Consider the following 13,505-nt stretch of genomic DNA (forward strand, 5'->3'; position numbering starts at 1 on the left):
CGGGTCAGCGGGGCAGCAGCGCGGCGACGTCGGCGACGACCTCCGCCGGGGTCCGGCCGTCGGTGGTCACCGTCTCGGTGGCCACCTCTGCGTAGAGCGGCCGACGCTGGTCCAGCAGGTGCTTGAGGGTGGCCCGCGGGTTGAGCGCCAGCAGTGGCCGGCCCGCACCGAGCCCGACCCGCTTCACGGCGTCGGGCAACTCCACCGACAGGTGCACCACCCGGTGCCCCACCAGGGCGGCGCGGGTCTCCTCGGCCAGCACCGCGCCGCCGCCGAGGGCGAGCACGCCCGTGCCGGCGGCGAGCGCCGCGGCCACGGCGGCCCGTTCCAGCGTACGGAAGTGCGCCTCACCCTCGTCGATGAAGATCTCCGGGATGGGCTTGCCGGCCATCTGCTCGATGTCGGCGTCGGTGTCACGGAACTCCACACCGAGGGCGGCGGCCAGGGCCTGCCCGACCGTGGTCTTGCCGCAGCCGGGCGCGCCGACCAGCACGACGACCGGCGCCATCAGCGGATGACCAGCGCGTCGAGGTAGCCGGCGAGGTTGCGGCGGATCTCGGCGACCGAGTCACCGCCGAACTTCTCGGTGGCCGCCTCGGCCAGCACCAGCGCCACCATCGCCTCGGCGACGACCGCCGCGGCGGGCACCGCGCAGACGTCCGAGCGCTGGTTGATCGCGGTCGCCGGCTCGCCGGTGGTGACGTCCACGGTCGCCAGGGCCCGGTTCAGCGAGGAGATCGGCTTCATGGCGGCGCGGACCCGCAGCGGCTCGCCGGTGGTGATGCCGCCCTCCAGCCCGCCGGCCCGGTCGGTGACCCGGCGGACACCGGTGGCCGACGGGATGATCTCGTCGTGCGCCTCGGAGCCGCGCGAGCGGGCCTGCTGCCACCCGTCGCCGATCTCCACTCCCTTGATCGCCTGAATGGACATCAGCGCGGTGGCGAGTCGGGCGTCGAGCTTGCGGTCCCACTGCACGTGGCTGCCCAGCCCCGGGGGCACCCCGTACGCCAGCACCTCGACCACGCCGCCGAGAGTGTCGGCGGCCTTCTTCGCGGCGTCGACCTCGGCGACCATCAGGGCGCTGGCCTCCGGGTCGAGGCAGCGCAGCGGGTCGGCGTCGATCCGGGCGGCGTCCTGCGGGCTCGGGCGCAGCCCGGGCTTCGCGGCCACCGGACCCAGCTCGACGACGTGCGAGACGATCTCGATGCCGAGTGCCTGCCGGATCAGCGCCTTGGCGACCGCGCCCACGGCGACCCGGGCGGCGGTCTCCCGGGCGCTGGCGCGCTCCAGGATCGGGCGGGCGTCGGTGTGGCCGTACTTCTGCATGCCGGCCAGGTCGGCGTGGCCGGGCCGGGGGCGGGTCAGCGGAGCGTTGCGGGCCTGCCGGGCCAGCTCGTCCGGGTCGACCGGGTCGGCGGCCATCACCGTGCGCCACTTCGGCCACTCGGAGTTGCCCACCCGGATCGCCACCGGGCTGCCCAGGGTGACGCCGTGCCGCAGCCCGCCGATCACCTCGACCTCGTCCCGCTCGAACGACATCCGGGCGCCGCGGCCATAGCCGAGCCGGCGGCGGGCCAGGTCGTCGGCGATCTCGGTGGTGGTCACCTCGATGCCGGCCGGCACCCCCTCCATCATCGCGACCAGGGCGGGACCGTGCGATTCACCTGCAGTCAACCAGCGCAACACAGCGATCAGTCTGTCACGCCGGGCCGTCGGCCCGGTGGGCTGCCCGCCGCGTCCCGCCCTGCGGACGGCGAAGGCCGGCGGGCAGCCGCCGGCGGTGGCCGGGTGGGAGCTCCCCGCCGGGCCACCGTCGGTGACGGATCAGATCCCCCGGCCGCGTTTGTGCAGGGTGCGCAGCACCGCGTCGGCGCGCACCACCCGGCCGGCGACCGCGAGCGCCAGGTAGGCGCGCGGCTCGCGGGGGTTGCGGCGCAGGGTTCGCCGAGCCCAGCGCAGCGCGCCCCGCCGGTCGCCGGAGGCGGCCCGGGCGAACGCGATCTGCCCGGTGACGCGTGCCTCACCGGCCGGTTGGTCGGCGAACTCCGGGTAGCGCCGCAGCAACCACTGCAACGCCTCGGAGATCGTGTCCCAGCGCTGGGCGAAATACGAGCGCTTGTGCCAGCGGACCAGCACCGACGGGGTACGCAGGTTGATCAGCGGCGCGCTGCGGGCGGCCCGCAGCAGGAACTCGTAGTCCTCGGCGTAGCTGCCCGGGATCTCCTCGTCGACCAGGCCGAACCCGCCGCGCAGCGCTGCCGCGCGGATCAGGAAGGTGGACGGGTGCAGCTCCGTCATCCGGTCCCGCAGCAGGTCGGCCAGGGTGATCCGGTCCTTGTCGAGCACCCGGTCGACGGTGTGCCCGTCGTAGCTGACCCGGATGCCGCAGCAGACGAACTCGGCCGCCGGGTCGGCGGCCAGCGCGTCGACCTGGGCGGCCAGCTTGCCCGGCAGCCACTCGTCGTCGTCGTCGCAGAAGGCGACAAGCTCACCCTCGGCGGCGAGGGTGCCGCTGTTGCGGGCCCCGGCGAGCCCCGGTGTGCGCTCGTTGCGGATCACCCGCACGGTGCGGTCCGGACCGGTCAGCCCGGTCAGCGACTCGTCGGGCGTGGACTGGTCGAACACGACCACTGCTTCGATTCCGCCCGCGTACTCCTGGGCGAGGATCGCCGCCAACGCGGCGCGCAGCAGCTCGGGCCGGTCCCGGGTGGGCACCACGACGCTGACGGTCGGCTGCCGGGTCATCGAATCTCCTCCGTACCCCGGCCGGAACGCGGCCAGGTCCGCCAGCGGGGGCGGCGCCGGGTCGACCGGGCCACCAGGTCCTCCACGATCTGCCCGACCCGGGCCACCGCCGCCCGCCGCGCCTCGTGGGCGTCCGGGTCGGCGGCGACCGCGTACCGGGACGGGTCGGCCTGCCCGGCGGTGAGCGCGTCGTGCAGCGCCTCGCGGGTCTCGCAGAGCGCCACCAGCCCGGCCGCGCCGAGCCGGCGGGCGAAGAGCTGCTGGTGGTCGTCGACGTGCTCCCCGCGCGCCGGGTCGCGGGGCACCACGATGGGCAGGTGGCCGTGCCGGCGGGCCTCCAGGATCGTCGCCGGGCCGCCGTGGCAGACCACCAGGTCGGCGTCGGCCATCGCCCGCTGCAAAGCGTCGTGGCCGAGGAACGGCACCGCCCCGGGCAGGTGCGGCGCCCGGGTGTGCCCGTGCTGCACGGTCAGCCCGACCGGTTGGGCGGCACCGGTGTGCCACTGCGCCAGCCAGTCGACGAGCCGGTCGAAGGGGTGCTTGTCGGTGCCCACCGCGACGAGCAGTCGGGTCTGCGCGGCCGGCGCGGTGTCGCGCTGGCGGGGCAGCCGGGCCGGCTCCGAGGTGCCGTCGGGGTGGGGCGCCTGCGGACGCCGGGCGGTGCCCGTCTCCCCGCTCACAGCAGCGTTCCGACGACGGTGGCCTCCGGGTACTGCCGGCGCTGCTCGTCCCACTGCACGAGCATCGCGGACAGGAACGGGCGGCAGAGCCGGGCCGTCAGCGTCGGGGTGTCGATCCGGTCGTACACCTCGATGTAGACGGTCGGGATGCGTCGCAGGCGGGCCAGCACCACGAACGGCACGGCCACGCCGGCGCCGGTGGTGACCACCGCGGCGACCCGCCGGCCCCGCAGCACCCGCCAGGCCAGCAGCGCGTTGCGCAACAGGTTCGGGATGTTGCGGGTGGTCGGGTGGTGCGCGGGCACCAGGTCCTCGCCGGCCAGCAGCGACACCGCCTCGGGGGTGTCGAAGGTGACCCAGCGGCGCGGCCACTGTTCGTACCAGGGTCGCAGAGCGAGCAGTTGGGCCAGGTGTCCGCCGCTGGATCCCACCAGCAGCAGCACCGGCGAATCGCCGTCGTCGTCGTTCGCGTCCACGCGACTCCCCACAAGTTCGCTTGGAATTCAGGTTCAGGCCAGCCAGAAGCAGATCACACGTTGCGCGGACGTTGAATAGCGCGACCGGACGAGGTGACGATCTCCACCCGGTGCGCCCGGGCCCACCGTCCGTCCGGGACCCATCGACAACCGTCACGACCTGCTAGTTCGTCGTCACTCTACGACACATTCACCGCGTCACGGTTTCCCCAGTTCAGGCGCTATGTCGTTTCTCGATGACGTCCAACAGTGCGGGATGCAGCGCGGCGTTCCAGCCCGCGCCGGCATCGGCCAACCGCCAGGTCCGCAGCCACATCTCCACCAGGTACGCGTCGGCCACGAGCCGGCGCTGCCCCGGGTGCAGGCCGAGCCGCTCACCGTGCCGACCCAGGTGCTCGTCGACGGCCGCGGCGGCCACGGCGGCCGGTTCCCCGCGCAGCACCAGCGACCGTTGGAAGGCGTCATGTGCCAGGTCGAAGCCGACCGGCACGTCCGGCGCGCTGTGCTCCCAGTCCCACGCGACCAGCCGGCCGGCGTGCAGGCCCAGGTTCCACGGCACCCAGTCGCCGTGCCAGTGCCCGAACTCGACGGCGGTGTCGCCGTGCCGGCGGGCCAGCGCGGCGACCGCGGCGACCGCCCGCGCACCGGCCGGCTCGGCCACGGCGGCCCGGTCGGCGAGCGCGGCCAGCCGGGCCAGGAACGTCGAGGAGGCCAGCGGTCGGGGCACACCCGCCGGGGCGCCTCGGCGGGCCACCGCGAGCAGCGCCGCGATCCGGGGCGGGTCGTCGACCGGTACGCCGCGCACCTCGGGCGGCAACGGTTCGATCACCGCCACCACCTGGCCGGCCCACGCCGTCTCGGTGAGCAGCCCCGGCGGTGTCGGGTGGTCGGCGACGCCGGTCACCGCGCGCAGTTCCCGCAACGCCGCCGCCTCGGCGGTGACCAGCGCGCGGGTGGCGTCATTCCAGCCGATCTTCGCGTAACCGCGTGGGTGACCGTCGGCGTCGAACAGTTGCAGGGTGGGCTTGCCGTTCGGGTCCGGTGGGCGGACCCCGAAGGCGGCCAGCAGCGGCGTACCGCCGAGCGCGGCGGCGAGCCGCTCGGTCAGCAGCAGATCGACCGCCGGCGTCCCCGCCGGCACCGAGACGGTCAGCGTCGGGAAGGGCGCCAGGCCCGCCTCGCCGAACCGGGCCAGCCCACCGAGCGCCGCCCGCAGCGCACGCACCTTCGGCGGGCGCAACGCGTTGTACGCCAGCAGCGACGCCGCGCCGGCCCGGGGCGCGCCCAACGGCACCAGGAACCGGGCACGGGCCACCGACGGCACCACCGCGTACCGGGCCACCGCCCGATGGCCGGCCGGCAGGGCGCCGCCCACGGTCAGGCCGACCCGGTCGTCCGGGAACACCGCGCGACTCACCCAGCCCAGACCGTCGCGCCGGGACCGAGGGTCCGTGGCGGGGGCGACCTCCGTGGTCACGCTGCCCGGTCCGCCCAGTCGAGGTCCAACCCGAGCCGCTCGCGCAGCGCGTCGTTGTAGGGCCGGTAGTAGTCGGTCAGCTCGGCGCGTACCGCCGGCTCCAACGGCGCCGAACGCCGGTCGTTGTACACCTTGAAGTCCGGCAGGTCGTACGGCGGCAGCCCGAGGAAGTCCAGGGTGCGCCGGTAGGTGGCGCGCGAGTCGCGGTACAGGTCCTCGCTGGGCAGGAAGAGGATCTGCGACCGGTCGAAGCGCTCCAGCCACGGCTCCAGGTGCTCCAGGTAGCGCCCCCGAGCCCGGTACGTGTACCAGTCGTACGCCTCGCTGAACGCCTCCGGCTCGGCGATCAGCCGCTCCCGCTCCCCCGCCGTGCGCTCCGGCTCGGCGGCCAGCGCGGCGGCGAAGTCCAACGGCTCGATGCCGTGGGTGCGGCGCTCCTTCCAGTGCGAGTACGCCCGCTCCACCGGGTCGCGCAGGAGCACGATCAGCTTCACCGTCGGCATGAGCGCGGCGACCCGCTGCGCGGCGAGCGGGTGGAACATGTACAGCGGCGCGGCCTCACCGACCCGGACCGGCCCACCGTGCCGCCTCTCCAGGGCCTCGCGGTGCCGCTCGGTCGGGAAGTGCGACCTGTACCACGCCTCGCCGCGACCCCAGTGCTCCTCGAAGTAGTGCGCCGACTTGGTGTTCCACGCGGGAAAGAGCCGGGGCACCAGGGGGTGCTGGATGAGGTAGTTCCACAGGGAGGTGGTGCCGCCCCGCTTGGTGCCGATGATGAGGAAGTCCGGCAGTGGCCGCCGGTCACTGGTACGGACCCCGTAGTCGACCAGGGACTCCTTCACCCGGGTGGTCACCTGGGTCGGAACCAACTGCTTGACCCGGTCACGGATGGACGCCACGACGGACCTCACCTACCTCTCGTCGAGACCGGGGTGGGTTCGGCGGTCGGCGCCGCGTCGTCCCGCCCACGGATCTGCCTCATGGTCACCCGGATGCCGGCGCGCACCCGGGGCAACGTCAACAAGCCGACGCAACCGGCCAGCAGCACTCCCAGCGCCACCGTGAGGCCGGGCAGGCCGCGCCCGCCCAACAGCACGCCGACGCCGGACGCCAGACCCACACCGGCGACCGTGGCCGCCGCCGCGCGCAGCGTCATGCGGTCGACAAGCGGCTCCCGGACCACCGACCGGGCGAAGCCTGCCGCGCTGAGGTTCTCGGTGGCGATGCCGGCGGCCCAGGCCAGCGCGGCGCCGGTGGCGCCGTGCTCCGGGATCAGCCAGAGCCCCAGCGCGACGGTCATGGTCAGCCCCGCCAGGGTGGACACCAGATGAAGCCCACTGCGCCCGCCCATCAGCAGCAGGCTCTGCACGTTGCCCACGCCAGTGTTGACAAGCATCGCCAGCGCGAGCACCGTCATCGCGGGCACGCCAGCGGTGAACTCCGGGCCGAACAGTTGCAGGAAGGCCAGCGCGAACACCGCCAGCAGCAGGTACACCGGCCAGGACAGCACCAGACCCCAACTGGTCAACTGCCGGTGCACGGCCGCGGCGGCGGCCCGCTCGCCCCGCCCGAGCAGCCGGGACAACTGCGGTGACACCGCCACCCGCAGCCCCTGCATGGCCAACTGACCGGCCAGCACGTACCGGCCGACCGCGCCGAACACGCCAGCGTCCTCCGGGCCGGCCAGCACCGAGGTGAGCAGCACGCCCACCCACATGCTGCCCGCGTCGATGGCCGCCGAGGCGGCCCGGGGCAGTGCGAAGCGCCAGAACGTCGACCAGTCGGCGCGACTGGACCGCAGCGGCGCACCCCGGCCCAGCCCGAGCGGGCCGGCCACCAGGATGAGACAGACCAGCAGCGCCAGCGCCGCCGGCACCAGCCAGCCGGTCATGCCGGCGAGCAGGCCGGCGCCGGCCAGCGCGGCGGCACCGACCAGCGCCGGACGGGCCACCGGCAGCAGCAGGAACTGCACCCCGACGTACGCGCGGATGGGTCGCACGCAGCGCAGGGTGGCCAGCAGCAACGTCATCGCCACCACCACCGGCACCGCCGCGAAGGTGACCGTGAGCAGCGCCTGGCCGTCCGCGCCGGAGCCCTGCAACAGTTGGGGAGCGAGCGCGTCGGCGGCCAGCATCCCGACGCCCGCGACCAGGAGCCCGGCCAGCAGCGGCGGGATCAGCGCCACCGGGAGCAGCCGGGCGGCGTCCCCCCGTCGGCCGATCCGGCGTCGGGGCAGTGCCCACATCAGGCCGGTCTCCGCGCCGAGCGTGCAGACCGCGGTGGCCACGGTGACCACCCCGATCGCGGCGAAGAACGCGCCCGCGCCAGCGGTGCCGTACCCCCGGGTGATCACCACGGCCAACACGAAGCCGAACAGTCCGCTGGTGGCGGCGCCGAGCAGCCCGGCGACCCCGCTGCGCGCGCTGCGCCGCGTCTCCGCCGCGCCGACGTCGGCCGCGTCGGGCGGCGGCGCCGGGTGGCCCGTGCCGGCGTCGGCCGGCCCTCGGGTGGCGGCGGTCATGCCGACACCGCCGTACGACGAGCGGCCGGCGGATGCCACCGGCCCGACCGGGCCAGCCGTTCCCGTTCGGCCAGCGCCATCGCGAAGGCGACCGCGAAGAACGCGACAGCCAGATTCTGGTTGGCCATGCCGTAGAACGGGATCTGCACCAGGCAGACCACGGGCACCACGGCCAGCCACTGACCGGCCGGTGAGGTCGCCCGCGCGCAGATCACCGCGGCGGCGACGAACCAGGCCAGGAAACAGACCAGCGCCGGTACGCCGTGACTGAACAGCACCATCCACAACTGCCCCTGGGTGCCGATCGGCGCGGCGGCGGAGACGGTGTCGACGTTCACCGGCGCGCCGTAGCCCAGCCACGGCGACTCCTGCACGCGGCGGATCACCTCGCTGTAGAGCGAGAGCCGGTCGGTGTTGGTGTCGCTGGAGTCGACCCGCTGGCTGATCAGGTCGGTGATCGGGATGACAAGTGTGGCCAGCGCGCCGATCACCACCACGCCGACGATGGACGCGGCAACCCGGACGTTGCCGCGCAGGCTGGCCCGCACCCCGAGCACCGCCAGCCCGGCACCGAGGCTGAGGAACATCGCCCGGTTGAGGGTGAGGAACGCCGGCGCCAGCGACAACGGCAGCGACACCAGCAGCACCCAGCGCAGCAGCCCTCGCCGGCACAGCATGGTGAACGCCACCACGGACGGCAGGGTCATGGCGTACGCGCTGCCGTAGTTGTTGGTGTACGCGAACGGCGCGGCCGGCCGGTAGATGGGGTTGAGCGAGCGTGCGCTGTACTCCGCTGTGGTCAGGTGCACCATGTCCTGGATGAACGGGGTGCCGGCCACCCCGCCGGGCAGCAGCACCTCCATCGGGGTGGTCATCGCCAGGCGGGGCACCAGCACCCCGAGCCAGCCCAGCACCACCAGCGCGAGCCAGAACGCGCAGAGCGGTATGAGCACCGGCACCAGGTCGGCGCGTTCCCGGGCGGCGGCGTAGACGTAGACGCCGACCACGAGCGCGGTCAGGTAGAAGGCCAGCCGCAGGCCGAACGTCAACAGCGAGGCCGGCGACGACAGTTGGGTGGCGCTGACGACCACGATGGCCAGGAACAGCAGCCAGATGCCGGCGGCCGGCGGCAGCGGCACCCGGCCCCGGGTGAACAGCAGCGCGAGCAGCAGCGCCCCCAGCAGCGGCCAGCCGAGGTAGAACGCTCCGAGCAGCCACCAGAGCGGCACCAGACCGAACATCATCGCCAGCGGCCAGAGCGGCAGCAGGGCGGGCGGCGGGGTCGGCGGGGTGGGCACGCCAGCGGACGGGGCGCCCCCGGGCGGCGGTTCGGTCGCCGGGGCGCGGGTGACCGACACCCGTCAGGCCCGGCCGTTGCGGGTGAGCACGAAGCCCAGCGGGGTGACGCCGGCGGCCCGCAGCCGCTCCACCAGCCGTCGCAGGTCACTCTGCCGGGTGCGGTCCCGCTCGACGACCACCACCGCGCTGCCCTGGCGGGCCACCGCGACACCGCGCTCGTCGGACTCCCCGGGTGGGGCGTTGTACAGCACCAGCCCGTGGTCCGCGCCCTGCCGCCAGGTGCCGAAGCGGACGGTGCCCACGCCCACGGCCACCTCGTCCGGGGCGACCGGTCGGCTGTTGTCGGTGCGCGCGGAGGCGACCCGGGGCAGCGTCAGGGTGGCGTCCGGGTCGGTGGACGGGCGGGCGCCGGGCGGGTGCGGGGAGGGCCGCCGGGTGGCGGCGCTGTCCGGGGTGGCTGCCGCGGGTGGGCTGACGGCCGGACGGGGTTTGGGCACCTGCGGCCGAGACGGGTCGATGGGCAGCCGCCCACGGTCGGCGAGCACGGCGGCGCGCAGCCGGTCGGCCCGCCCACTGTCGTCGGCGACGAAGACCTCCCGACCGTCGACGGCGAGCGCCACGGCGAGCCCGGCGGTGAGCGCCGTGGCGTCTTCGCGGGCGGTGACCAGCGCCACCCGGGCCGGCTGGCGAACCCGCTCGGCGACCGCCATCGCCACGTACCGGATGTCCGCGTCGGCGGCTCGCGGGCTGCCCCGGAATGTCGGGCGACGCACCGTGCCGAGCAGCGGCAGGCCGGTGGCGTCCCGGCCGTCGGCGACCGAGCGCACCCGCCGGTCGGTCGCCTCCCAGGCGTACGCCAGCACGACGCCGAGCAGCGTGCCGCCGAGCAGGCCGGCGACCAGGTAGAGCGGCCGGTTCCCGGCAGAGCTGGCCAGCGCCCGCTCGGCGGTCTGCGTGATCCAGCCGGGGTTGACGTCGACCGCCGCGATCTCGGTCCGCGAGGAGTTGAGCTGGGTGAGCTGGTTGTTGATCCCGGCCAGCTCGGCCAGCGCGGCGTCTCCGGCGGCGGAGTCCTTGGCGGTGCTCACGCGCTTCTGCACGGCGGTCTGCTGGGCGGCGACCTTGGTGATGCTCTCGTCGTAGGAGCGGACCATCTCGGTGCGCTGCTGCTCGTACATGGCGCGTCGCACGTCCAGATATGCCTGTGCGGCGAGGTTGGCGCCGCTCACCGCACGCTGTGCGTCCTTCGACTGGTAGCTGAAGCGCAGGATCTGCCCGCCGGTGGGGACCTCGACCTCGAGTGCGTCGCGGATGTCGCGCGGGTCGCCGCCGACCCCGCTGGCGAGACGCTGGACCACTTCGGTGCCGGTGGCGATGCGGCTCTCGACGTTCATGTTGACCGCGCGGTCGGCGCTCGCACCGCTGGGGGTGAAGGCGTCGGTGACCACGGGCCGGACCGCGACCACCGCGCTCGCGGTCACCGCCGCCGGCACCAGCAGCACGTAGCCGAGCGCGGCGAGTAGGCCGACCAGGGCGACCGCGCCCACCAGGCGGAGCCGGTGCAGCGGCACCCGCAGCAGGTCGGTCAGCGTGACGGACCGGGCGGCACCGGTGGGCGGGCCGTCCGTCGACCAGGAGGCGGGTGCTGCGTCAGTCATGGAACTTCTTCACCGTCTGTTGGGGGTTGCCGACGACGACGACGCGGGGTGGCACGTCCGTGCGGACCACCGTCGCCGCGCCCACGACGCTGTCCCGACCGACGCGGACGCCCTTCATCACGAGGGCATGCGCGCCGATCCACACATTCTCCTCGACAACGATCGGGGCGCGTGTAGCCGGGCTGGGCGGCGCGTGCCGCTGCTCGGGTTGCAGATTGTGAAAGTCGTTGTCCAGAAGTTCACAGTCGGACAGCAGGCACCGGTCCCCCACGGTCACCGACGTCCAGGTGCCGATCCAGGTGGCGTTGAGCAGGCAGTCGGCGCCGACGCGCACCTCGCCGGGGCCGGCGAAGCGGACCAGCTTGTTGATCCGGGTCCGGTCGCCGATGGTCACCCGCACTCCGCGACGCAGCCGGATCCGCCCCCGGATCTCCACGTCGCGGCCGAGTGTCAGCCGGCGGTAGCGGAGCCGGTACCAACCGCGTTTGACCGCGAAGACCAGGCGCACCGCGCTCTTCGCGCGGATGCCAGCGGCGCCGACCAACGACCCTCCCCATGTCGCGGGGCCGGCGGCGGTGACACCGCCGCCGGCCCAACGTGAACAATCTACCGATGTTCCGTTACGAACGGTTAACCGCTACTGCACCGAGAAGAACGTCGACGGGGTGGACCAGGACAGCTCGGTGGTCGCCGGAGCGATCACCGTCGCTGTCGTCCCCACGACCACCGCGGCCGGCGCGGCCGTCGGGTCGAACGGCACACTGCGCAGCGTGCCGTCGGTCGCACCGTAGACGATCTTGCCGTCAACCCATGCCATGCCGCGCACCGTCGACCACGTGACGCCGCTGGTGGGCAGGGCGAACTCGGTGGCACCCAGGTAGTTGCCGTCGATCTCGAAGAAGCGGTAGTAGAGGTTGTTGGCGCCGGTACGGGTGTAGTAGAGCCGCCCGTCGAGGAAGAACGCGCCGGTCAGCGCCGCCGCGTTGAACCAGTCGTTGTAGCCGGACGCCTCCCACGGCGCGCCGATCGCGCCGCCGTTGAACATCGAGATGTCGATCCGGCTGCCGGTGGGCGTGCCCGCCACGGTGTGCGACCAGTAGATCCGGTCGGCCACCCGCCAGGTCGCGCCGGCCGCCGTGTAGTTGGGCTGGCTGACCGTGTCCGCCGTACCCAGCGTGGTGCCGTCGAACGGCACCTTCGCCAACGTGCCCGGGCCGGTGCCCAGGTAGAGGTTGCCGGTGGTCGCCGTCGGCGGGTTCTTCGGCGTGAAGGTGCGCCCGCCGGCGAGCGGGAACATGCCCAGTCGGCCGTGGTACTCGTTGCCCATCCCGTCGGAGTTGTGGCCGAAGTAGAGGCCGTCCGTCCCACGCCACAGCACCGGCACCGCGGAGCCCCAGTTGCTGGTGCCCGACGGCATCGAGGCGCTGCCGCTGCGACGCGGGTTCCAGTTCACCGGCATGCCGGTGGCCGGGGTGACCGCGGCGATGCCGAGCCGGTCGACCGCGCCGTTGCCGGCCCGGTCACTGGCGTTCGGGTTGTTCAGCCAGCGGAAGTGCCCGCCCAGGTAGATGACGTTGTCGGCCACCTCCACCGAGGTGATGGTGTCGTTGCCGGTGTAGTCGGCCCAGGTGGCGAGCTGACCGCTGCCCCGGGCGGCGGTCTCGAAGCGGACCAGCGCGTCGCAGTACGCGGCCGGCCAGCCGGAGCCGCCGTTGGTGCCGACCACGAACCAGCTGCCGTCCTCGCCGAACCGCACGTCCTGCACGTAGTGCACGAAGGTCGCCGGGTCCGCGCACGGCGGAACGAACTTCTCGGTGCTCCAGTCCAGCACCGTCGGGGTGCCGGAGAGGTCGACCAGCGCCATCTGGTTGCGCGGCAGGTCGTTGACGAGCGTGAAGTTACCGCCGACGACAAGCGTGTTGCCGTCCGGCGCGACGTCGATCGCCCACACGTACGAGTTGGTGCCGCGCCGCCCGACGCTGGCGTTGATGTTGAAGGTCGGGTCGATGGCACCGGTGGTCGCGTTGATCCGGGCGAGGCCGGCGTGGGCGGTGCCGTTGAGCCAGTTGAACGCGCCGGCCACGTAGAGCCAGTTGCCGTTCAACGCCATGTCACGGACGTTGCCGCCGTCGGAGCGCCCGACCCAGCTGTCGATGATCTCACCGGTGCTCGGGTCGAGCGCGACCAGGTTCTTGCGGGAAACGTCGTTGACGTTCTTGAAGGCGCCGCCGACGATCAGCGTGCCTCCGGGACCGGCGATCAGCGTGTTGACCGCGCCGTCGAGCACCGGCAGGAAGGTGGTGGAGATGGCGCCGGTCGTGCGGTCGTACGCGAAGAGGTAACGCTGGGTGACCCAGGCGGACGTGGCGGTCTGCCGGATCTGGGTGAAGCTGCCGCCGACGAACACGGTGTTGCCGACCTGCGCGAAGGCGCGGGTCTCACCGTCGCGGGCGTGCGGGGTCTGGTCGGCGGGATTCGTGGACACCAGGGTCTGCGTCGTCGGGACCGGAACCACCGCCGCTGAGGACGCCGTGGGCACGCTGAGTGCCGCGGCGACGACCGCCAGCACGACGACCGCCGCCCGGGTACGACGTCTTCCTGACAAACGCCACAAGGGCGGAATTTTAGGCACGCTGCGCCTCCAAGATG

12 protein-coding genes are annotated in these 13,505 nt (G+C 73.7%); all 12 read right to left on the reverse strand.

The features are described 5' to 3' along the window. Positions 1-4: 4 nt before the first annotated feature. Entirely contained in the window at positions 5-508 is a 504-nt protein-coding gene (locus ABZ780_RS24125) for a shikimate kinase (RefSeq protein WP_357006540.1), read from the reverse strand. Further along, the gene (gene aroC / locus ABZ780_RS24130; protein WP_357006537.1) at positions 508-1,686 is read right to left on the reverse strand and encodes a chorismate synthase; all 1,179 of its coding nucleotides are present in this window, start codon (positions 1,684-1,686) and stop codon (positions 508-510) included. Before aroC ends, ABZ780_RS24125 begins: the two co-directional genes overlap by 1 nt. 138 nt (positions 1,687-1,824) lie before the next feature. Then, positions 1,825-2,745 carry a glycosyltransferase family 2 protein gene (locus ABZ780_RS24135; protein ID WP_357487564.1) on the reverse strand — a complete coding sequence of 307 codons (921 nt, stop codon included), beginning with the start codon at positions 2,743-2,745 and terminating at the stop codon, positions 1,825-1,827. Further along, the gene (locus ABZ780_RS24140; RefSeq protein WP_357487670.1) at positions 2,742-3,353 is read right to left on the reverse strand and encodes a glycosyltransferase; all 612 of its coding nucleotides are present in this window, start codon (positions 3,351-3,353) and stop codon (positions 2,742-2,744) included. The genes ABZ780_RS24135 and ABZ780_RS24140 overlap by 4 nt, the downstream gene beginning before the upstream one ends. A gap of 68 nt (positions 3,354-3,421) precedes the next feature. Continuing rightward, positions 3,422-3,901, reverse strand: a complete 480-nt coding sequence (locus ABZ780_RS24145; RefSeq protein WP_357006531.1) for a UDP-N-acetylglucosamine--LPS N-acetylglucosamine transferase — start codon at positions 3,899-3,901, stop codon at positions 3,422-3,424. A gap of 214 nt (positions 3,902-4,115) precedes the next feature. Beyond that, positions 4,116-5,378, reverse strand: coding sequence for a hypothetical protein (locus ABZ780_RS24150; RefSeq protein WP_357487565.1), 1,263 nt, complete (start codon positions 5,376-5,378; stop codon positions 4,116-4,118). After that, positions 5,375-6,277, reverse strand: a complete 903-nt coding sequence (locus ABZ780_RS24155; protein ID WP_357006825.1) for a sulfotransferase domain-containing protein — start codon at positions 6,275-6,277, stop codon at positions 5,375-5,377. Before ABZ780_RS24155 ends, ABZ780_RS24150 begins: the two co-directional genes overlap by 4 nt. A gap of 8 nt (positions 6,278-6,285) precedes the next feature. Further along, entirely contained in the window at positions 6,286-7,899 is a 1,614-nt protein-coding gene (locus ABZ780_RS24160) for a lipopolysaccharide biosynthesis protein (protein WP_357487566.1), read from the reverse strand. After that, a complete protein-coding gene (locus ABZ780_RS24165; RefSeq protein WP_357487567.1) occupies positions 7,896-9,197 on the reverse strand; it encodes an O-antigen ligase family protein in 1,302 nt (433 codons plus the stop codon). Before ABZ780_RS24165 ends, ABZ780_RS24160 begins: the two co-directional genes overlap by 4 nt. Positions 9,198-9,260: 63 nt before the next feature. Continuing rightward, on the reverse strand, positions 9,261-10,856 hold the full coding sequence (locus ABZ780_RS24170) for a lipopolysaccharide biosynthesis protein (RefSeq protein ID WP_357006520.1): 1,596 nt from the start codon (positions 10,854-10,856) through the stop codon (positions 9,261-9,263). Further along, the gene (locus ABZ780_RS24175) at positions 10,849-11,400 is read right to left on the reverse strand and encodes an acyltransferase (protein WP_357487568.1); all 552 of its coding nucleotides are present in this window, start codon (positions 11,398-11,400) and stop codon (positions 10,849-10,851) included. The genes ABZ780_RS24170 and ABZ780_RS24175 overlap by 8 nt, the downstream gene beginning before the upstream one ends. 93 nt (positions 11,401-11,493) lie before the next feature. Continuing rightward, entirely contained in the window at positions 11,494-13,425 is a 1,932-nt protein-coding gene (locus ABZ780_RS24180) for a hypothetical protein (RefSeq protein WP_357006823.1), read from the reverse strand. Positions 13,426-13,505: the final 80 nt, after the last annotated feature.

It is taken from the genome of Micromonospora sp. NPDC047467 (assembly GCF_040643095.1).
GTDB lineage: Bacteria > Actinomycetota > Actinomycetes > Mycobacteriales > Micromonosporaceae > Micromonospora.